This window comes from Streptacidiphilus sp. BW17 (genome assembly GCF_041262485.1).
Classification (GTDB): Bacteria; Actinomycetota; Actinomycetes; order Streptomycetales; family Streptomycetaceae; genus Streptacidiphilus.
Genome location: NZ_JBGCCR010000005.1, coordinates 15,672 through 35,534, shown reverse-complemented (window position 1 = coordinate 35,534; position 19,863 = coordinate 15,672). Strand labels below are relative to the sequence as shown.

Below are 19,863 nucleotides of genomic sequence, written 5' to 3'. Positions count from 1 at the left end.
AGTCCGGCGGTCAGGTGCCCATGCGCGGGCGGGGGATCGGCAGCTGCACCCAGACGATCTTGCCTCCGGTCAGGGTCCGGTCCACGTCGCACGCGCCGCCCGCCTCCGCCGTGATCGCCTTGACGAGCAGCAGTCCGCGCCCGCCGAGGCGGTTGAAGTCCTCCGAGAGTGCCTTCGGCCGGTAGGGGTGGCTGTCCTCCACCGACAGCCGCACCCACCCGGCGGAGAGCACGATCTCCACGACCAGCTGTGGTGAGAGCAGCGCGGCATGCCGGACCGAGTTGGTCACCAGCTCCGACACGATCAGCAGGATCCCGTCCAGCAGCTCCGCGTACCCGGGCCCGGCGAACCCCTGGGCGAGGAGCAGGTCCCGGACCGCGTGCCGCGCCTGCGACACCGACACGTCCACCGCGGGCGCGGCGAAGCGCCACACGCCCTCCACGCCGGGAGGTGCTCCACATCCACGCTGGGTGCCCGGTGGCTCGCAGGGCTGGTCTCCGCGGACATGCATCGTTCGTTCCGCCATCCTCGGGTCGGTGGCGCGCTGCTCGCGCGCGTGGCTGCCGGTGACCGGACAAGGTCGTCCCATCACAGCCGTGCACCCGGGTGCGGGCGGCATGAGCGCGCAAAGTGACCCTATTTGCACGGCGAGTGACATCCTGCTTGCGGAACCGACCGCTTCCGACCGGCCGGGAGGGCGGTCAGGAGCACTCTGTTTTCTTGGTATTGTTGACCACGTCAGCGCGGGTCACCGCGGTGGTCACCTGCGCGGGTGGCGGAATGGCAGACGCGCTAGCTTGAGGTGCTAGTGCCCTTCGGGGCGTGGGGGTTCAAGTCCCCCCTCGCGCACACAGAAGGACCCTACCGGTTTCGACCGGGAGGGTCCTTTGCTGTTTTCTGACGGCTTGTCGGTGCCCGCGATCGCCCGGCGTGCCGACCGTCTGGATCGCGTCAGATCCGTGCACGGACCGATGCCCCGCCGGGGTCGGTGTCCGGCGAGACCCGTTGCGGGTTCCACTGCGTCTGCCGAGCTCAAGCCCCACGCCACGGTTTGTCTGGAACATGACCCTGACGGAGGCTAATAATTGCGAACTACACCCAATCGACCTAGCGTGATCATGTCCGCTCCCACCGGCGGACTGCCGACGCCCCGCCCATCCGGGGTGGAACGTCGACCCTTGCAGAAGGGCAACCGAGCCATATGTGCGGGATCACGGGATGGGTCTCCTACGACCGGGACCTGACGAACGAACACGCCACCCTCGCCGCCATGAACGCCACCATGAACGACCGCGGCCCCGACGCCGGCGGCGTGTGGCTGGACACCCACGCGGCCCTCGGGCACCGCCGCCTGGCCGTCATCGACCTCGAAGGCGGCGCCCAGCCGATGACCGTCACCCACGACGGTCGCACCCTGCTCGCCACCACCTACAGCGGCGAGATCTACAACTACCGTGAGCTGCGCGCCGAGCTCGCCGCCCGCGGCCACGCCTTCACCACCGTCAGCGACACCGAGGTGGCGCTGCACGCCTACCTGGAGTGGGGCGAGAGCTTCACCGAGCGCCTGAACGGCATGTACGCCTTCGCGCTGTGGGACCCGCGCAGCGAGGAGCTGCTGCTGGTCCGCGACCGGATGGGCATCAAGCCGCTGTACTACTACCCGACTCCGGACGGCGTCCTCTTCGGGTCCGAGCCCAAGGCCATCCTCGCCCACCCGCTCGCCCGTGCCGTCGTCGACGCCGAGGGCCTGGCCGAGCTGCTCACCGTCGTGAAGACCCCCGGCCACGCCGTCTACCGCGGCATGCGCGAACTGCGCCCCGGCCACACCCTGCGGGTGCGTCGCGGCGGCCTGACCGAGCGTCGGTACTGGGCGCTGACGGCGCAGGAGCACGCCGACGACGTCGACACCACCGTCCACCACGTGCGCGAGCTCCTCGACGACATCGTGGCACGGCAGTTGATCGCGGACGTGCCGCTGTGCACGCTGCTCTCCGGCGGTCTCGACTCCTCCGCCATCACCGCTCTCGCCGCCAAGGCGCTGCGGGAGAACGGGAACGGGCCGATCCGGTCCTTCGCGGTCGACTTCGTCGGCCAGACGGAGAACTTCCGCCCCGACGCGATGCGCGCCACGCCCGACGGCCCCTACGCCCACGCCCTTGCCGAGCACGTGGCCGCCGACCACCGCGACATCGTCCTCGACACCGCCACCCTGACGCACCGGGACCACCGCGACGCGGTCCTGCTCGCCCGCGACCTGCCGATCGGGATGGGGGAGGGCGACACCTCGCTCTACCTGCTCTTCAAGGCCATCCGCGAGCAGACGACGGTGGCGCTGTCCGGCGAGTCGGCGGACGAGATCTTCGGCGGCTACGCGTGGTTCCACGACCCCGAGGCCGTCGCTGCCGACACGTTCCCCTGGCTCTGGGCCATCCAGCGGGGCTTCGCCGCCCAGCCGACCCGGCTCAGCCGTGACGCGCTGCTCGCCCCCGGGCTGCTCGGCAAGGTCGACATCCCCGGTTACCAGCAGGCCCGTTACCAGGAGGCCCTCGCCGAGGTGCCGCGGCTGGCGGGGGAGACCGGCCTGGAGCGCCGGATGCGGGAGATCAGCTACCTGCACCTCACCCGCTTCGTCCAGTTCCTGCTCGACCGCAAGGATCGCGCCTCCATGGCCACCGGCCTCGAGGTCCGCGTCCCGTTCTGCGACCACCGACTGGTCGAGTACGTCTTCAACGCCCCCTGGGCGATGAAGACCTTCGACGGCCGGGAGAAGTCCCTGCTCCGTGCCGCGACCCGCGACGTCCTGCCGGACGTGGTCGCCGAACGCGTCAAGAGCCCCTACCCGTCCACCCAGGACCCCTCGTACGCCGAGGTGCTCCGCGACGACCTGCGGGACGTGCTCGCCGACCGCAACGCGCCGGTCCGCGACCTGCTCGACCTCGGCGCGGTCAGCGACGCCGTCGCCACCGCCCCGGGCCCGGACCTGCGCAACTCCGCCGAGGTCGTGCTGGCCATGGACACCTGGCTGCGCAACTACGACGTCACCCTTGAGGTCTGACGGCGCGGTGACCAAACGCAGCTGACGGCCTCCCGGTCCTGGACCGGGAGGCCGTCTCTGTCGAGCAGTTGGAAAGAGGGTCGGGCACTGGGAAAGACCCTGGGAAAGGCTCGGTAAACACTCAGGTGTGAACGCGCGGTTGGCCGTCGCGTCGGCAGGGTGACGACTACGCTCAACCGGAGTCAGTCCCTCCACCAACCGGACCTCCGCAATCCGCGGCAGGGCCGACACACAGAAGGGCGGTCCACCCATGAGCGCTTTCGGTGACATCGCGCGCGACGCCGAGGACTTCGCCAAGCAGGACCCGTCGCTGGTCGACGAGGGTGTCCAGCAGGCCGAGAACTTCGCCGACCAGGAGACCGGCAACCACTTCGACAGCGAGATCAACCAGGGCTTCGACCAGCTCGAGCAGACCTACGGCGGCGGCCAGGACCAGCAGGGCCAGCAGAACCAGTAAGTCCGGTGCTGTCGAGCACAGCACCGCAGTGACCCACGCGCCGGGTCACGGCTCCTGACTTCCGGTCAACGCTGCGTCGCGGTCGGACTCGGGCAGCCAGTCCCGGCCGGGCTGGTACTCCAGCCAGCGACGACTGCGACCGGCGTCCGCGAACGCACGGAGCAGACGGGGGAGGCCCGGGACCGGACGGTCCCGGTGCCACACCAACGACCAGGCGTAGAGCGGCGTCGGGTCGACCAGCGGCACCGTGACGAGACCCGCCGGACCCGCGGGAACCGTGAGTCCTGCGGGACCGCCGGGAGTTGGGCTGCCCAGGTCCAGCGGCAGTTCCGACGGCAGCAGTGTGCAGCCGTTCGGCGTCGCGCGGACCCGCGCCAGCAGGTGGTCGAGGCCCAGGTTGGCCTCACCCGCCAGCAGCGGGACTCCGAACCGCTCCGCGAACCGCCCCAGGAAGTCCAGTCGACCGGCCGCCGCGGGTGGCACCAGCGTCAACTCCGCGAGCTGCGACGGCCGTAGCTCCGCGCAGCGGGCCAGCGGGTGGTCGGCGGCGAGCACCACGTCCACCGGCTCCAGCCGCACCAGCCGGTGCGCCAGCACGCGCTCCGCGCCGTCGTCCAGTGGGTGGAAGCGCCCGAACCCCACGCCCGTCTCCCCGCGCGTCAACGCGGCGGCCACGCCCGGCAGATCGCGCCCCGGGCCCACCTCCACCTGCGGGGCCCCCTCTCCCGCCAGCGCCTCGCGGACCGTGCGCAGCGGCTCGAAGAGGTGCCCCCACACGTCCAACCGGATCGGCCGCAGGCCGCCCCGCACGGCGTCGACCGCCGCGTCCCCGGCCGCCAGCGCCGTCCGCGCGGGTTCCAGGAGGCGCTCCCCGTCCCCGGTCAGCCGGACACCCGTCCGTTCGCGGTCGAAGAGGCGGGCGCCCAGCGCCTCCTCCAGTCGGGCGATCCGCTTGGACAGCCCCTGCTGCGTCAGCGCGAGCGACTCCGCGGCGCGGCTGAAGCTCAACTGCTCGGCGACGGCGACGAAGGCGCGCACCTGGGCCAGGTCAAGATCGACTGCGGTCATGGTCCGTCATTCTCGCCCACAAACATCGGTTGTCGTGCCCGCGTTCCGGTTGTTGGAGCGGTAGCCGCCGGCGAGGTTTGCTGGTTCCCGTCGGGAGAACGCGGGAGAACCCGGGAGATCCCGGCGGCAACCCAGGCGAAAGCAACTCAGGAGAAGGGGACGCACCATGAAGGGCTTCATCGCGACGGGACGAGCGGACCGCACCGTCGAACTCGCCGAACTGCCGCAGCCCGAGCCCAAGGCCGACGAACTGCTGCTGAAGGTCGACGCCTACTCCGTCAACCGCGGCGAGACCTTCCTGCTGGAGAGCCCGCCGCCCGGCTGGCGGCCCGGCAAGGACGTCGCCGGACTCGTCGTCCAGTCTGCGGCGGACGGCAGCGGCCCCGCCGTCGGCGAGCGCGTCGTCGCCCACCCGCCGGCCTCCGGCTGGGCCGAGTACGTGGCCGTGCCGACCGCGTCGGTGGCCAGCCTGCCGGAGCGGGTGACGACCCGTCAGGCCGCAGCGCTCCCGCTGGCCGGGCTCACCGCCCTGCGCCTGCTGCGCGCCACGGGTGGGGTCCTGGGCAAGCGGGTGCTGCTGACCGGCGCGTCCGGCGGCGTCGGCCACTACTTCGTCGAACTCGCGGTCGCCTCAGGCGCGGTGGTGACCGCCGTCAGCTCCTCGCCCGAACGCGGGGCCCGGCTGGGCGAGTTCGGCGCGACCGTGGTGCCCACAGTTGAGGCGGTGACCGGACCGTTCGACCTGGTGCTGGAGTCGACCGGCGGCAGCAACCTCCCGGCCGCCCTCGACCGCCTGGTCCCGGGCGGGACGCTGATCTGGTTCGGCCAGGCCAGCCGCGAGCCCGTGACGTTGAACTTCTTCGACCTGCTGCGCGGCGCAGCAGGAGTGACGATCCGTCACTTCAGCTACGCCGCAGCCGCCCCCGGCGAGGCCTACGGCGACGACCTGGCCACCCTGGTCCGCCTGGTCGCCGAGGACCGGCTGCACCCCGAGATCGGCCTGGTCGCCGACTGGACCCGCACCGCAGACGTCCTGACCGACCTCAGCGAACGCCGCATCCGCGGCAACGCCGTACTGACCGTCGCCTGAACCGAATTCCTGCCTGACCCGCATCTGAGGAGCTTCTGCCATGACCGTCGCCACCACCGATCCCCGCGCCGTCGTCGCCGCCTACGTCGAGGCCGTCGCCAAGGGCGACCTGGACACCATCGTCGCCAGCTTCGCCGAGGACGCCACCTGGACCTACCCGGGCACCACCCTCCCGCTCAGCCGCGTCTGGCAGGGCCGCGACGCCATCGTCAACGACTTCCTCGTCGGCGCCGGCGCCCTCTTCGCCCCCGACGGAACCCCCGAGGTCGTCCTCACCAATCTCATCGCCGACGGTGACCAGGTCGTCGCCGAATGGACCTCGACCGGCACCACCGCCCACGGCCACCGCTACGACAACCGCTGCGTCGGCGTCTTCACGGTCCGGGACGGCCTGATCACCTCGGTCCGCGAGTACGCCGACACCCTCCATGTCGCGCAGACGCTCTTCGCCGAGTGAGCCTGGGTGTGCATTCTGACGGTACGTCAGGATGCTGCCGACGAAGCCCGTGCGGCGACGGCCGCGCGGGCCTCGGCGGCGACCAGGTCGGCGTTGATGCGCGCACCGGCCGTCGCGCCCGCCGCGACGGAGTGGCTGACCTGGGCGGTGGGGTCGGTGATGTTGCCCGCGACCCAGATACCGGGGATCGAGGTCTGACCGGTCGGGTCGGCCGGGATGTGCTCGGCGACGCCCGACGGGTGTACCACCGGCCGCAGGCCGAGCGGGGCCAGGAAGTCGGCGCGGGCCACCATCCGGGTCGCCACCGCCAGGGCCTCGCGCGGGACGACCGTCCCGTCGGCCAGCCGGACGCCCGTCAGCCGGTCCCGCTCGGCGCCGGACCCCAGGGTCCCGGTCTCGACCGCTGCCACCGCGCCCGTCACGACCCGGATCCCGCGCGCGGCCAGTTGCCCGGCCTCCTCTCCGGTCGGCGCGGGGCGGCTGTGGGCGAAGAAGACCACGTCGTCGCTCAACTGCCGGAACAGCAACGCCTGGTGGACCGAGAACGGCCCCGTCGCCAGCACGCCGATCGCCTGGTCGCGGACCTCCCAGCCGTGGCAGTACGGGCAGTGGACCACGTCCTTGCCCCACCGCCCGCGCAGGCCCGGTATGTCGGGCAGCTGGTCGACGAGCCCCGTCGCCGCCAGCACCCGCCGCGCCCCGACGCTGCGGCCGTCGGCCAGCGCGATGCGGAAGCCTTCGGTGCTCTGCGTCACCGCCGTGCCCGCCGTCACTGCCGTCACTGCCGTCACCGCGCAGGGGACGACGTGTCCGCCGTAGCCGCGCACCTCCGCGCGGCCCCGTGCCAGCAGATCCGTGGGACGGATCCCGTCGAGGCCGAGCAGTGCGTGCGCGCCCTCGGCCGGAGCGTTGCGCGGTTCGCCCGCGTCGACGACCAGGACCGTGCGGCGCGAGCGGGCCAGCATCAGTGCACCGCTCAGCCCGGCCGCGCCACCGCCGACCACCACCACGTCGTAGGCGTCGCGGATGTTCTCCAGGGTGTCGTACGTCTCCAGATCGGTACTGCGGGTCATGGTGACCACCTCCTGCGGCCCACGGTGCGACCGGCCCGGACCGGACGGCAAGCCACGTTGCCGATCCGGCAAGAGCGAGGCAGGCTGGATCCATGGACGAGGATCTGGACCGCGCACTCGACGGAGTCGGACGCCGGCTGCGTGCCCTGCGGCAGCAGCGGCAGGCCACGCTCGCCGAGCTCTCCGAGAGCACAGGCATCTCCGTCAGCACGCTCTCCCGGCTCGAGTCCGGCAGTCGGAAGCCCACGCTGGAGCTGCTGCTGCCGCTGGCCCGCGCGCACGGTGTCACCCTGGACGAGCTCGTCGACGCGCCGCCGACCGGCGATCCGCGCGTCCATCTGCGCCCCATCACCCACCACGGGATGACCGTGCTGCCGCTGACCCGTCGGGCCGGCGGCATCCAGGCGTACAAGATGGTGATCCCCGCTGCCAGCCGCCGCGACGAGCCGGAACCGCAGACGCACGAGGGCTACGAGTGGCTCTTCGTCCTCAACGGGCGCCTGCGCCTGGTCCTGGGCGAGCACGATCTCGTCCTGACGCCCGGCGAGGCGGCCGAGTTCGACACCCGCCTGCCGCACTGGTTCGGCCGGGCCGACGCCGAGCCGGTCGAGTTCCTCAGCCTCTTCGGCAAGCAGGGCGAACGCGCCCACGTCCGCGCCCGCCCGAAGGCTTAGTTCGGCCCGCCGGTCGCAGCCAGGCTTCCGCGCGTACACGTACGTGACGAGAGCCTAGCGCCCCGGAATCCGCCCCCGCGCTGTTAGGGTCCTGCGGCGTGAGCGATGTCGTGAGCGAAGCGGACCGGGTGGAGCGCACGCGCGGCGCGTACGACACGGTGGCCGAGACCTACGCCGCCGTTGTGCCCGAGCGTTTCGAGCAGGACGTCGTCGGCCGGGCGATGCTCGCCGCCTTCGCCGAACGCGTGGCCCGTGAGGGCGAGTTGGCGCTGCCCGTAGCCGATGTCGGGTGCGGCCCCGGTCATGTGACGGCGCATCTGCACGCGCTCGGACTCCCTATGCTCGGCGTCGACCTGTCCCCGGAGATGGTGCGGATCGCCGAACAGCGCCATCCGGAACAGCGCCACCCGCAACTGCGGTTCGAGGTCGGCGAGATGGCCCGGCTGGACCTGGCGGACGCGAGCCTCGGCGGACTCGTCTCCTGGTGGTCGCTCGTGCACACGGCGCCGGATCAACTCCCCGCCGCCTTCGCGGAGTTCCACCGGGTCCTGGTCCCGGGCGGACAGCTGCTGCTCGGCTTCCACGGTGGGACCGGCGGGCGCAAGCAGCTCGACTGCCCCTACGGCCACGACGTGGACCTGGTCCTCCACCGCCACCGGGCCGAGGACGTCGCGGCGCAGCTCGGCAAGGCGGGCTTCACCGTCGACGCCCGACTGGTCCAGGGGCAGGACCCGACGCGCACATCGGTCTGCCTTCTTGCCTACAAGTCGCTTCTTGCTGACAAGCCGATGCTTGCTACTGCGGAGTAGCGCTAGAGTGCGCGGCATGGAGGCGGAACGCACGTATGACGTCATTCTGTTCGGTGCCACCGGGTTCACCGGCGGCCTGACCGCCGAGTACCTGGCCCGGCACGCACCCGAGGGCTGCCGCTGGGCGGTGGCGGGCCGCAACCGGGAGAAGCTGGAGCACCTGCGCGAGCGGTTGGACCTGCCCGACCTGCCGGTCCTGGTCGCCGACAGCGCGGACCCCGACTCGCTCGCCGCCGTCGCGCGCTCGACCCGCGTGCTGATCACCACCGTCGGCCCCTACCAGCAGTACGGCGAACCGCTGGTCGCCGCCTGCGCCGAGGCGGGCACGGACTACGTGGACCTCACCGGCGAGCCCGAGTTCGTCGACCTGATGTACACCCGCTACCACGACCGCGCGGTGGCCACCGGCGCCCGACTGCTGCACGCCTGCGGCTTCGACTCGGTGCCGCACGACCTGGGCGCGCTCTTCACCGTCAGCGCGCTCAGGGACGCAGGCGGCGACGCGGCGGACAGCGCGGGTGACCAGGTCGCCGTCGAGGGGTTCGTCCGGGTCTCCGGCACCTTCTCCGGCGGGACGCTGGCCTCCGCGCTGACGGCCTTCGCGCGCGGCCGGCAGACACTCCAGGCGGCCCGCGCCCGCCGGGTGGCGGAGGGACGGCCGACCGGCCGCACCGTGCGCGGCGCGGCGGTCGGCCCGCGCTGGTCCAAGGACGCGCACGCCTGGGTGATCCCCATGCCGTCCATCGACCCGCAGATCGTGCTCCGCTCCGCCGCCGCGCGGCCCGAGTACGGGACCGACTTCCGCTACGGCCACTACGCGGCGGTCAAGCGGCTGCCGGTCGCGGCGGGCGGGTTGGTCGGTGTGGTCGGCATGGCGCTCGCCGCGCAGGTCCCGCCGCTGCTGCGCGCCCTGACCTCGCTCCGCCCGTCCGGGGCCGGACCGGACGCGGCCCGGCGGGCACGGAGCTGGTTCACCGTCAGATTCGTCGGCCGCAGCGGCGGACGGGAGGTGTGGACCGAGGTCGCGGGCGGCGACCCCGGCTACGGCGAGACGGCGAAGATGCTCGCCGAGACCGCCCTCTGCCTCGCCTTCGACGACCTCCCGAAGACGTCCGGCCAGCTCACCACGGCAGCCGCCTGCGGCACCGCGCTGATCGACCGGTTGGTCGCCGCAGGCATCACCTTCCGCGTCCTCGACCGCCGACCGGAACGCGCGCCCGGGCGGTAGGAACGCACGCGATCAACCGATCGCGATGACCGGATGATCGGCCGGTGCGATCCAGCGCATGATCGTGGTCAGCACGCCCGACGGCACGGCCACACAGCCCGCCGTCGGGCCGCCGCTCGTGCTGAGGTCGTGCAGGAAGATGCCCGCGCCGCGCCCGCGCACGGCCGGGTCCGTGTTGAAGTTGATGACCAGCACGTTGTGGTACTGCACCGGGTACTCGGCCAGGTGCTCGCTGCCGTCCACCCCGGCCTCGGTCAGCCGGAAGCCCCCGAGGGTGTCGGTGCGCATCCGGTTGTAGTAGCGCGAGGCCCGGTCCTCGACCCACCAGTCGTGCGCGGTGACGTGGTGGTAGGGCATCCGGGTGCCTGGGTTGGGGCCGTTCCCGAAGCCCTGGGTGATCGAGAACGTGCCGGTCGGCGTCTGGTAGCTGCCCTGCACGCGCGTCGTCCCGTTCACCACCCCGCGTGCGCCGATCCGCGCCGCCGTGCTGCGCACGACGACGCGCCAGCCGCCGCGTGTCCACTGCCAGGCGGTGACGGTCGCGTAGCTGCCATGCGCCTGGACGGTGATCACTTGATCGGCGCCTCCGAGCCGCACCGGGACCGGGAAGTGGGGTGCGGCGGGGGACGCCTGCGCCGGTGCGGCGGCGAGCAGTGACCCGCACGCGACGGCTGCGGAGGTGACAGCTGCGGTGGCGACTCTGGTGGCAGCTCTCATGACAATGCGGACGAACGCGGAAGGACGAGGCATGGCGGCACGACTCCGATGGTCCGAGGGGAGGGCCCGAAGGGGCATGCGGGCGGCGGTGTCCGCCGACTGACATGGCATCACCGTTCGATGTCCGAACAGCGTAGGGTGACCTCCGCCTCGCTGCCACGCTGACGCGCGGACAGCGTCACGGCCGGTGTACCGGGAACCGAGCGGTACGGTGAGAGCGACGGGAGGAGCCGCATGTCCGTGGAGGAAGAAGAGCTGAGGCCGAGCCGGATCGCGCTGGTCACCGGCGCCGGATCGGGCATCGGCAGAGTCACCGCGCGGGCGCTCGGCAGGGCGGGCTGGACGGTCGTGCTGACCGGCCGTCGCGAGGACGCGCTCAAGGAGACGGCCGCCGAGATCGCCGAGGCCTTCGTGGCCCCCGCGGACGTCACCGACGAGGCCGAGGTGGCCCGGGTCTTCGACCAGATCCGCTCCCGCTACGGCCGCCTCGACCTGCTCTTCAACAACGCGGGCGCGTTCGGGGCGGCAGCGCCCGCCGAGGAGATCCCGGCGGCGCAGTGGCGCGCGGTCGTGGACGTCAACCTCACCGGTTCGTTCCTCGTCGCCCAGGCCGCCTTCGCGCTGATGCGCGAGCAGCGGCCGGAGGGCGGACGGATCATCAACAACGGTTCGATCTCCGCCCACGTCCCGCGCCCCAACAGCGTCGCCTACACGGCGACCAAGCACGCCATGACCGGCCTGACCAAGTCCCTCGGCCTGGAGGGCCGCGCGCACCGGATCGCCGTGGGCCAGCTCGACATCGGCAACGCCGCCACCGAGATGACCGAGCGGATGACCCACGGCATCCTCCAGGCCGACGGCCGGATCGCCGTCGAGCCGGTGATGGACGCGGCCCATGTCGCCTCGACCGTGGTCCACCTGGCCTCACTGCCACTGGACGTCAACGTGCCGTTCATGACCATCATGGCCACGGGCATGCCGTACCTCGGCCGGGGCTGAGCAGCGAGCCGGGCTGATCAGAGAGCCGGGGCTGGCCAGAGAGGTGGTCAGCCCAGCAGGGCGAGGATCTCCTCCGTGGTCCCGGTCTCGCCGAGCTTGGGGAAGACCCGGGCGATGCTGTGCTCGTGCGAGACCGGGTCCATGTCGGTCATCGCGTCCGTGGCCAGCGTGACGTGGTAGCCGTGCTCGTACGCGGCACGGGCCGTCGACTCGACGCCCACGCTGGTCGCGACGCCGACGAGAACGATCTGGGTCACGCCGCGCTTCTCCAGCTCCGCGTGCAGCTCGGTGCCGTGGAAGGCGCCCCAGGTCTGCTTGGTGACGGTGATGTCGCCCGGCTCGGCCGGGATGATCAGCTCGGCCCAGTCGGCGGGCAGGTCGTGCAGCGGGCGCTGCTGCTCGGTGCGTCCCGCAGCGCCGCCGGTGACGTTGACCTGCACGACGGTCAGCCCGCGCTCGCGGAACGCGGCGACCAGGCGCTCGGAGTTGGCCAGGACCTCGTCGATGCCGTGGTCCTTGGCGAAGGCGGCGATGCCCTTCTGCAGGTCGATCAGGACCAGGGCGGTGGTCGGGTCGATCGTGGTGGCAGCCATGTGCAGCCTGCTTTCTTCTCGTTGTACGTGTCGTACGGGTTGAACTCGTGTGCGTCGGTAGGTAGTCGGGTGCGGCTCAGCGCCGTCGGCGCAGCGCGCGGTCCGCGGTGGTGAGGGCGATCAGGGCGACGCAGAGCACGCCCATCACCGCCGCGACCCCGTGCAGGCCGCCGTCGGTGGCGCGGGTGCCGTAGAGCAGCGCGATGACGGAGGACGACAGGATCGCGCCGAGGTAGATCGAGGTCCGCTGCAGTCCGGCCGCGGCCCCGACGCCATCCGTCGGCGCCTGGGCGTAGAGGGCGGCCTGGTTGCAACTGGACGCCAGCCCCTGCCCGACCCCGAAGAGCGCGCTGACCAGCACCAGCAGCAGCACCGACGACCGGTGATCGACCGTCAGCAGCAGCGCGGACCCGGCGGTCAGCAGCAGCGTCAGCGCGACCAGCGGGGCGCGCAGCGTCCTGGTCCGCGCCCCGAGCAGGGAGAAGACGGCGGCCGTCGCGGACATCGGCAGAGCGATCAGACCGGCGTGGAAGGCGTTGAAGCCGTGCCCGTCCTGGAGCCACTGCGAGTAGCCGTAGAGCATGCAGTAGAGCACCAGGTAGGTCAGCCCGCTGCGCAGGAAGGTCCGGGTCAGCCCTGGGTTCCGGCCGAGCAGCCGCAGGTCCAGGAACGGGTGCGGGGCCCGGAGTTGCCTCCGGACCAGGACGGCGGCGAGCACCAGCGCCAGTCCCAGCAGCAGCCACTGCGGCCGGGACAGGTTCATCAGGAAGAGCATGAGCGTGGCGATGGTGGCCGCGAAGAGCGTGATGCCGGGCAGGTCGATCAGCGTCAGGGTCCGCGCCCGGTCGGCAGACTGTCCGTGGGCCGGTTGTCCGTCGGCCCGCTGTCCGTCGGCCTGTTGCTGCGCCGTCCCGCGTGCGTCGCCCGGGACCCAGCGCAGCGCGAGCAGCAGCGCCACGAGTGCCAGCGGGATGTTGACCGCGAAGACCGCCCGCCACCCCAGCGTCGCCGCCAGCGCGCCGCCGAGCACCGGACCGACCGCCGCACTGGACAGCGAGGCGAGCGAGAGTCGCCCGAGGACCGTGCGCGGCGCCTCGACACCGGTGCGGCGGGTCTCGGCGCGCAGCATCGCCATCGCCGACGGGTAGGCGGCCGAGGTGCCGATGCCCAGCAGCACCCGGGAGGCGATCAGCCACCCGAACGCCGGTGCCAGCGCGCCGACAAGGCCCGCGGCGACCACTACCAGCAGTCCGGTCAGGAAGATCCGACGCGGACCGATGAGGTCCGCCAGCTTGCCCATGGTGGGCTGTCCCACGGCGCTGGCCAGGTAGAGGATCGCGACCAGCCACGCGGTGCTGGACACGCCGACGCCGAAGGCCGTACCTATGGAGACCAGCGCGGTGGCGATCATCGTCGAGTTGATCGGGTTGAGCGCGACCCCGATCAGCAGCGGCGTCATCATCGTGCCGCTGAACGCCTTGCGTGTGTCCGCCTGGGAGTTCGACTGTGTCGAGAGGTCCGACGTGGCCGTCACGCCTGTGCCGCCTCGCCCGCGAGGGCGCGCAGAAGCGGCAGCGCGGCGGCGATCGTCGCGCGCTGCGCCTCGTCCAGGTCGGTGGCCAGGGCGTGGCTGAGCCAGTCCTGTTTGGCCTGGAGCACGGCCTGCATCTGCTCCCGCCCGGCGTCGGTCAGCTCGACCAGCACCTGCCGTCCGTCGGTCGGATGCGGGGTGCGGCGGACCATGCCGCGCTCCTCCAGCGCGCCGAGCGTCAACCGCATCGACTGGGGCCGCACGTACTCGGCCCGCGCCAGATCAGCGGTCGTGGCCGGGCCTTCGTGCAGCAGCCGCGCCGCTGCGGAGCGCTGCGACGCGGTGAGCTCGCTCTCGGCGGACGCCGCCCGGGCCCGACGCGCGATCAGCCCGAGCACGCCGTGCAGCTCGACCGCAAGGGCAGCGGGTTCGGTGCGATCGGCGGGACGGGCGGGATCGTTGCGGTCGGCGGGATCGGTGGTATCCATACGACCACCCTAGAAGGTCGACAGGTGAATTTGCAAGGTTGCCTGTTGAGTTTCCCTGTCTATTGAGTGGCCGTCGTCCATTGAGTGCCCGTCGTCGCGCCGACGCGGGAGAAGTGTGATGAATCTGGCAGTCTCATGGGCATGAGTGATCGTTTGCGCTGATATACCCAGCAATGGACCGTCTACGTACCGGTGCTCGCCTTGCTCGTCCTCGCGGCCACCTGGGGCCGCGCACTGCCCTGGGCGCTGGTCGCGCTGGTCGCCGTCTTCCTCGCGGGCGGCGTCCTCGCCGCCGTGCACCACGCCGAGGTGATCGCCCACAAGGTCGGCGAGCCCTTCGGCTCGCTCGTCCTGGCCGTGGCCGTCACCGCCATCGAGGTCGCGCTGATCGTGACGCTGATGGCCGACGGCAGCGAGAAGAACGCGACGCTCGCCCGGGACACCGTCTTCGCCGCCGTCATGATCACCTGCAACGGGATCATGGGAATCTGCCTGCTCAGCGCCTCACTGCGGCACCGCGTGGCCGTCTACAACAGCGAGGGGACCGGCGCGATGCTGGCCACCGTCGCCACCCTGGCCACGCTCAGCCTGGTGCTGCCGCGCTTCACCACCAGCACCCCGGGGCCGCGCTTCGCGCCCGGTCAGCTGGCCTTCGCGGCCACCGCCTCCGTCGTGCTCTACGGCCTCTTCGTGCTCACCCAGACGGTCCGGCACCGCGACTACTTCCTCCCGCTCGCCCGGGCCGGCGAGGTGATCGACGGCGACGAGCACGCCCACGTGCCGACCCGACGCGAGGTGCTGACCAGCCTCGGGCTGCTCGCGGTCGCGCTGGTCTCGGTGGTTGGCCTCGCCAAGGTCGAGTCCCCGACGATCGAGCACGGCGTCGCCGCCGCCGGGCTGCCGTCCTCCGTGGTGGGCGTGGTGATCGCGCTGCTGGTGCTGCTGCCGGAGACCATCGCCGCCGTCCGCGCCGCCCGCAGGGACCGGGTGCAGACGAGTCTCAATCTGGCCCTGGGCTCCGCCATGGCCAGCATCGGCCTGACCGTCCCCGCCGTCGCGGTAGCCTCGATCTGGCTGAGCGGCCCGCTCGTCCTCGGCCTGGACTCCACGCACATGGTCCTGCTGGCGCTGACCATGGTCGTCGGCACTCTCACGATCGTTCCGGGCCGCTCCACACCGCTCCAGGGCGGCGTGCACCTGTCGATCCTGGGCGCGTACCTGGTGCTGGCCGTCATCCCGTGACGCTGGAGCCGCGCGACACCGGAGCCCGCTGACACCGGAGCCCGCTGACACCGGAGCCGCCGGCGACACCGGAGCCTCCTGACAACGAGGCCCCGGCCGCGCGGGCGACCGGGGCTCCCTTCGTGGCTTTCCGGGACGGACTACCAGCCCGCGTTCGGGAAGACGGTGCGGATCGTCGGCCGGGCCGCATCCAGGACCGTGGGGAACCAGACCGAGAACGTCTTCTGGCCCTGGAGCTCGGCCAGCTCCTCCGGCGTGACGAAGGACGTCGCGGCGACCTCGTCCGGATTCGGGGTGAAGGTGGAGTCCGCCACGCCCACGAACAGGTGGTTGTACTCGCGCTCCACCAGCCCGGAGGCCTCGTCGGGCAGGTCGTAGGTCACCGTCCCGGCCTGCTGCAGCCGCACCGGAGCCGCGCCGAGCTCCTCGGCGGTACGGCGGGCGGCGGCGACGAACGGCGGCTCGTCCGGGTAGGGGTGGCCGCAGCACGTGTTCGACCACACACCGGGGGAGTGATACTTGCCCAGCGCACGCTGCTGGAGCAGCATCCGGCCCTGCTCGTCGAAGAGGAACACGGAGAAGGCCCGGTGCAACCGGCCGGGGGCCTGGTGCGCGGAGAGCTTCTCGGCCGTGCCGATCGTCCGGCCCTGCTCGTCGACCAGTTCGAGCAGGATCTCGTCCGTCGTCGTCACGGTGGTGGCGGTCATGGATCACCTTTCACAGAGGTCGCGTCCACGCCTGGCCCGGTAGCTGCCCGGCAGGGGTACAGTCTGCCGCAAAAGGCCAGCAGACGGGCCTTGGCTTGTCCCACGGCGCTACGGTCCGCAATGATGATCTGCGCGGCGGGGTGGGGGGCGACCGTCCGCGAGAAGCGAAACCGAAGCACTGGAGACTCCACATGATCGGCCTTGTTCCGGCCGCAGGCGCAGGCAGCCGCCTCCGTCCCTACACCGACACGCTCCCCAAGGCGCTCGTGCCGGTCGACGGCGAGCGGACCATCCTCGACATCACCCTGCGCAACTTCGCCGAGGTCGACATGCGCGACGTGGCGATCATCGTGGGCTACTGCGCCGACGCGATCCGCGAGCGCAAGACCGCGCTGGAGCAGCGCCACGGCGTCCGCCTGCACCTGGTGGAGAACCCCAAGGCCGAGGCCTGGAACAACGCGTACACCGTCTGGTGCGCCCGCGAGCTGTTCCGGGAGGGCGTGATCCTCGCCAACAGCGACACCATCCACCCGCACGCGGTCGAGCAGACCCTGCTCGAGGCCAACGCCCGGATGACGGCCGCGGGCCACGCCCCCGGCGTGCTGCTGGCCCTCGACACGGTCAAGAAGCTGGCCGACGAGGAGATGAAGGTCACGGTCGACCCCGAGAAGGGCGCCCGCCGGATCACCAAGCTGATGGACCCGGCCGACGCGACCGGCGAGTACATCGGCGTCACGCTGATCAACCCCTCCGCCGCCGACGACCTGGCCTCGGCCCTGCAGGCCACCTGGGAGCGCGACCCGCAGCTGTACTACGAGGACGGCTACCAGGAGATGATCGACCGCGGCCTGCGCATCGACACCCAGCCGATCGGCGAGGTCTCCTGGGTCGAGGTCGACAACCACGAGGACCTCGCCAAGGGCCGGGAGATCGCGTGCCGGTACTGACCCGACTGGTCCCCTCGCCGTTGGTCGTCGACATCCGCGCCGGAGCGCTCGACGACCTCGGCGCGGTCCTGGCGGACCAGCGCATCGCCGCGTCCGGCCGGATCGCGGTCGCGGTCAGCGCCGGTTCCGGCGCGGCGATGCGCGAGCGCCTCGTGCCGCAGCTCCCGGGCGCGGCCTGGTTCACGGTCGCGGACGGCACGCTCGACGCGGCGGTGAAGCTGGCCGACCAGGTCAAGGGCGGCCACTACGACGCGCTGGTCGGGCTCGGCGGCGGCAAGATCATCGACGTGGCCAAGTACGCGGCGGCCCGCGTCGGCCTGCCGATCGTCGCGGTCGCCACCAACCTGGCCCACGACGGCCTCTGCTCGCCGGTCTCGACGCTCGACAACGACGCCGGACGCGGCTCCTACGGCGTGCCCAGCCCGATTGGGATGATCGTCGACCTCGACGTGATCCGCCGCGCCCCCGCGCGGTTCGTCGCGGCGGGAGTCGGCGACGCGATCTCCAACATCTCCTGTATCGCCGACTGGGAGCTGTCCCAGCGCGAGACCCGCGAGAGCGTCGACGGCCTGGCCGCGGCCATGGCCCGCACCGCGGGCGAGACCATCCTGCGCCACCCCGGCACGATCGCCGACAACGACTTCCTGATCGCGCTGGCCGAGGCGCTGGTGCTCACCGGTATCTCCATGAACGTCGCCGGGAGCAGCCGCCCCGCCAGCGGCGCCTGCCACGAGATCAACCACGCGCTCGACATCCTCTACCCGGACCGCAAGGCCCAGCACGGCGAACAGTGCGGCCTCGGTGCCGCCTTCGCCACCTACCTGCGGGGTGACCTGCCGGTGGCGGGCCAGATGGTGCAGTCGCTGCGCCGCCACGGCCTCCCGGTGACGGCCGACCAGATCGGCTTCACCGACCAGGAGTTCGTCGCAGCCGTGCACTATGCTCCGGAAACTCGTCCAGGCCGCTACACCATCCTGGAACACCTCGATCTCGACACCTCCGCCATCCGGGACGCGTACACCTCCTATGTCAAAGACGTCTGCTCCTGACTCCGCCTCTCCTGAGTCTGAGTCTGCTGAGTCCGCTCGTTCGGAGTCCGCAGTGAACCAGCCCACGGAGAACCAGCCCGCGGAGAACCAGTCCGTGGAGAACCAGTCCGCGGCGAGCCGGCCCAGGGCCAAGGGCCCCAAGCCGTCGCTCGCCGAGTTCCGCGCGGTCGCGCACCCGGAGGGCCTGCTCGACCGCCGCTCCGGCGAGCACTGGGCCGGGCGCATCTACATGCGCCGGATCTCCTCGCGCCTGACCCGCCACCTGGTCAACGCCCCGGTCACGCCGAACCAGTTGACCTGGCTGATGATGGTCGCGGGCGTGCTCGCCGGCGCGGTCCTGCTGCTCCCCGGCATCTGGGGCGCGGTCCTCGGCGCCCTGCTGATCCAGGTCTACCTCGGCCTCGACTGCGTCGACGGCGAACTTGCCCGCTGGCGCAAGCAGACCTCCACGACCGGCGTCTACCTGGACCGGATCGGTCACTACCTTTCCGAGGCCGCGCTGCTGACCGGCTTCGGTCTCCGCGCCGCCGACCTGTTCCAGCACGACGGTTCGCGGGCCTGGCTCTGGGCCTTCCTCGGCACGCTGTCCGCGCTCGGCGCGATCCTGATCAAGGCGGAGACCGACCTCGTCGACGTCGCCCGGATCCGCCGCGGCCTGACGGCGGTCGAGGACTCGGCCTCGGTCCCGCGCGCGGCGGGCGTCGCCAAGGCCCGGAAGCTGGCCTCTGCGCTCAAGTTCCACCGTCTGATCGGCGGCGTCGAGGCGTCGCTCGTCATCCTGGCGGCGGGCATCGCGGACGCGGTCCACGGCGGGCTCTTCTTCAGCCGCCTCGCGGTCGCCGTCCTCGCGGGCATCGCGCTGCTGCAGACCCTGCTGCACCTGCTCAGCATCGTCCTCTCGAGCCGGCTCCGGTGAGCGCCGTGGCGGACGAGGCGAAGAACGCGGACGAGGCGAAGGCCACGGATGCGGCGAAGAGCACGGATGCGGCGAAGGCCGACCACCTGAAGCTCGGCGCGGTCGTCATCACCATGGGCAACCGTCCGGTCGAACTGCGCGCGCTGCTCGACTCCGTGGCCGCGCAGCGCGGCCCGGCCGTCGAGGTCGTGGTCGTGGCCAACGGCGCGCCGCTGCCCGAACTCCCCGAGGGCGTGCGTGGCGTCGAGGTCCCCGAGAACCTCGGCATCCCGGGCGGACGCAACGTCGGTATCGAGGCCTTCGGCTCGGACGGACGCGACGTCGACGTCGTCCTCTTCCTCGACGACGACGGCCTGCTGACGCTGGACGACTCCGCCGAGAAGCTGCGCGAGGCCTTCGCGGCCGACCCGAAGCTCGGCATCGTCTCCTTCCGCATCGCCGACGAGGAGGGCCTCACGCAGCGCCGCCACGTGCCTCGCCTGCGCGCCTCCGACCCGATGCGCCCATCGCGGGTCACCACGTTCCTCGGCGGCGCGAGCGCCGTCCGGTCTGCTGTCTTCGCGACGGCGGGCCAGCTACCGGGTGAGTTCTTCTACGCCCACGAGTTTTCCTGCCTGCCTGTGCTGTGTGCTTGATGTGTGTCTAGGGCGTTACCCAGCCTGTCCCACCCTCGTTAACCGGACGAGTGCATCGTGTGTGTGATGTACACCTAGGTTGCGAGGGTGGGGCGGGTGATAGCGCGTGAGCCGACGGACAGTCATCG

20 protein-coding genes, 1 tRNA gene and 1 pseudogene are annotated in these 19,863 nt (G+C 71.8%); 14 read left to right on the top strand and 8 right to left on the bottom strand.

Annotated features, from left to right (window positions below):
• Positions 1-10 precede the first annotated feature (10 nt).
• On the bottom strand, positions 11-511 hold the full coding sequence (locus ABH940_RS07750; protein ID WP_370063927.1) for an ATP-binding protein: 501 nt from the start codon (positions 509-511) through the stop codon (positions 11-13).
• 255 nt (positions 512-766) lie between these two features.
• Here ABH940_RS07750 and ABH940_RS07745 point away from each other — a divergent pair.
• The 3 genes from ABH940_RS07745 to ABH940_RS07735 all read left to right on the top strand — a co-directional run bounded on the left by ABH940_RS07745 (position 767) and on the right by ABH940_RS07735 (position 3,512).
• Positions 767-849, top strand: a tRNA-Leu gene (locus ABH940_RS07745).
• A 352-nt stretch (positions 850-1,201) separates the two neighbouring features.
• Positions 1,202-3,055, top strand: a complete 1,854-nt coding sequence (gene asnB, locus ABH940_RS07740) for an asparagine synthase (glutamine-hydrolyzing) (RefSeq protein WP_370063925.1) — start codon at positions 1,202-1,204, stop codon at positions 3,053-3,055.
• Between the two features lie 250 nt (positions 3,056-3,305).
• Positions 3,306-3,512, top strand: coding sequence for an Rv0909 family putative TA system antitoxin (locus ABH940_RS07735; protein ID WP_370063923.1), 207 nt, complete (start codon positions 3,306-3,308; stop codon positions 3,510-3,512).
• Between the two features lie 45 nt (positions 3,513-3,557).
• Here ABH940_RS07735 and ABH940_RS07730 read toward each other — a convergent pair whose 3' ends face one another.
• Complete coding sequence (locus tag ABH940_RS07730) at positions 3,558-4,580, bottom strand: LysR family transcriptional regulator (RefSeq protein WP_370104902.1); 1,023 nt, start codon at positions 4,578-4,580, stop codon at positions 3,558-3,560.
• A gap of 166 nt (positions 4,581-4,746) precedes the next feature.
• Between ABH940_RS07730 and ABH940_RS07725 the strand changes: the two genes are divergently transcribed.
• Together ABH940_RS07725 and ABH940_RS07720 are read left to right on the top strand one after the other, a co-directional pair.
• Positions 4,747-5,670: a zinc-binding dehydrogenase gene (locus ABH940_RS07725; RefSeq protein WP_370104901.1), complete on the top strand. Its 924-nt coding sequence runs from the start codon at positions 4,747-4,749 to the stop codon at positions 5,668-5,670.
• Positions 5,671-5,710: 40 nt separating this feature from the next.
• A complete protein-coding gene (locus ABH940_RS07720; protein WP_370063917.1) occupies positions 5,711-6,127 on the top strand; it encodes a nuclear transport factor 2 family protein in 417 nt (138 codons plus the stop codon).
• A 26-nt stretch (positions 6,128-6,153) separates the two neighbouring features.
• Here the strand turns inward: ABH940_RS07720 and ABH940_RS07715 are convergent, their stop codons facing one another.
• Positions 6,154-7,200 carry an NAD(P)/FAD-dependent oxidoreductase gene (locus tag ABH940_RS07715; RefSeq protein WP_370104900.1) on the bottom strand — a complete coding sequence of 349 codons (1,047 nt, stop codon included), beginning with the start codon at positions 7,198-7,200 and terminating at the stop codon, positions 6,154-6,156.
• A 92-nt stretch (positions 7,201-7,292) separates the two neighbouring features.
• Between ABH940_RS07715 and ABH940_RS07710 the strand changes: the two genes are divergently transcribed.
• The 3 genes from ABH940_RS07710 (at position 7,293) to ABH940_RS07700 (ending at position 9,911) form a co-directional block, all read left to right on the top strand.
• Positions 7,293-7,874, top strand: a complete 582-nt coding sequence (locus ABH940_RS07710; protein WP_370104899.1) for a helix-turn-helix domain-containing protein — start codon at positions 7,293-7,295, stop codon at positions 7,872-7,874.
• A gap of 98 nt (positions 7,875-7,972) precedes the next feature.
• Positions 7,973-8,683 (top strand): class I SAM-dependent methyltransferase, encoded by a 711-nt coding sequence (locus tag ABH940_RS07705; RefSeq protein ID WP_370063911.1) that lies wholly within the window; start codon positions 7,973-7,975, stop codon positions 8,681-8,683.
• Between the two features lie 16 nt (positions 8,684-8,699).
• Positions 8,700-9,911, top strand: coding sequence for a trans-acting enoyl reductase family protein (locus tag ABH940_RS07700; RefSeq protein ID WP_370104898.1), 1,212 nt, complete (start codon positions 8,700-8,702; stop codon positions 9,909-9,911).
• 12 nt (positions 9,912-9,923) lie between these two features.
• Here the strand turns inward: ABH940_RS07700 and ABH940_RS07695 are convergent, their stop codons facing one another.
• The gene (locus tag ABH940_RS07695; RefSeq protein WP_370104897.1) at positions 9,924-10,628 is read right to left on the bottom strand and encodes a L,D-transpeptidase; all 705 of its coding nucleotides are present in this window, start codon (positions 10,626-10,628) and stop codon (positions 9,924-9,926) included.
• A gap of 234 nt (positions 10,629-10,862) precedes the next feature.
• Here ABH940_RS07695 and ABH940_RS07690 point away from each other — a divergent pair, with 234 nt between their 5' ends.
• Positions 10,863-11,627 (top strand): SDR family oxidoreductase, encoded by a 765-nt coding sequence (locus ABH940_RS07690; protein ID WP_370063905.1) that lies wholly within the window; start codon positions 10,863-10,865, stop codon positions 11,625-11,627.
• 47 nt (positions 11,628-11,674) lie between these two features.
• Here ABH940_RS07690 and ABH940_RS07685 read toward each other — a convergent pair whose 3' ends face one another.
• The 3 genes from ABH940_RS07685 to ABH940_RS07675 all read right to left on the bottom strand — a co-directional run bounded on the left by ABH940_RS07685 (position 11,675) and on the right by ABH940_RS07675 (position 14,239).
• Positions 11,675-12,220 carry an isochorismatase family protein gene (locus ABH940_RS07685; protein WP_370063903.1) on the bottom strand — a complete coding sequence of 182 codons (546 nt, stop codon included), beginning with the start codon at positions 12,218-12,220 and terminating at the stop codon, positions 11,675-11,677.
• Between the two features lie 76 nt (positions 12,221-12,296).
• A complete protein-coding gene (locus ABH940_RS07680; protein ID WP_370104896.1) occupies positions 12,297-13,754 on the bottom strand; it encodes an MFS transporter in 1,458 nt (485 codons plus the stop codon).
• Positions 13,751-14,239 (bottom strand): MarR family winged helix-turn-helix transcriptional regulator, encoded by a 489-nt coding sequence (locus tag ABH940_RS07675; protein ID WP_370104895.1) that lies wholly within the window; start codon positions 14,237-14,239, stop codon positions 13,751-13,753. Before ABH940_RS07675 ends, ABH940_RS07680 begins: the two co-directional genes overlap by 4 nt.
• Before the next feature lie 192 nt (positions 14,240-14,431).
• Here ABH940_RS07675 and ABH940_RS07670 point away from each other — a divergent pair, with 192 nt between their 5' ends.
• Positions 14,432-15,481: a calcium:proton antiporter gene (locus tag ABH940_RS07670; RefSeq protein WP_370104892.1), complete on the top strand. Its 1,050-nt coding sequence runs from the start codon at positions 14,432-14,434 to the stop codon at positions 15,479-15,481.
• Between the two features lie 140 nt (positions 15,482-15,621).
• On the opposite strand, the gene idi is transcribed toward ABH940_RS07670, so the two are convergent.
• A complete protein-coding gene (idi, locus tag ABH940_RS07665; RefSeq protein ID WP_370104891.1) occupies positions 15,622-16,188 on the bottom strand; it encodes an isopentenyl-diphosphate Delta-isomerase in 567 nt (188 codons plus the stop codon).
• A gap of 191 nt (positions 16,189-16,379) precedes the next feature.
• On the opposite strand from idi, the gene ABH940_RS07660 reads away from it, so the two are divergent.
• The 4 genes and pseudogenes from ABH940_RS07660 to ABH940_RS07645 form a co-directional block, all read left to right on the top strand.
• Entirely contained in the window at positions 16,380-17,135 is a 756-nt protein-coding gene (locus ABH940_RS07660) for a sugar phosphate nucleotidyltransferase (protein ID WP_370063893.1), read from the top strand.
• A complete protein-coding gene (locus tag ABH940_RS07655) occupies positions 17,123-18,184 on the top strand; it encodes an iron-containing alcohol dehydrogenase family protein (RefSeq protein WP_370063891.1) in 1,062 nt (353 codons plus the stop codon). The genes ABH940_RS07660 and ABH940_RS07655 overlap by 13 nt, the downstream gene beginning before the upstream one ends.
• 184 nt (positions 18,185-18,368) lie before the next feature.
• Positions 18,369-19,100, top strand: a complete 732-nt coding sequence (locus ABH940_RS07650; RefSeq protein ID WP_370064419.1) for a CDP-alcohol phosphatidyltransferase family protein — start codon at positions 18,369-18,371, stop codon at positions 19,098-19,100.
• 113 nt (positions 19,101-19,213) lie between these two features.
• Positions 19,214-19,705 (top strand): annotated as a pseudogene (locus tag ABH940_RS07645) (glycosyltransferase family 2 protein); the annotation flags it as partial.
• Positions 19,706-19,863 lie beyond the last annotated feature (158 nt).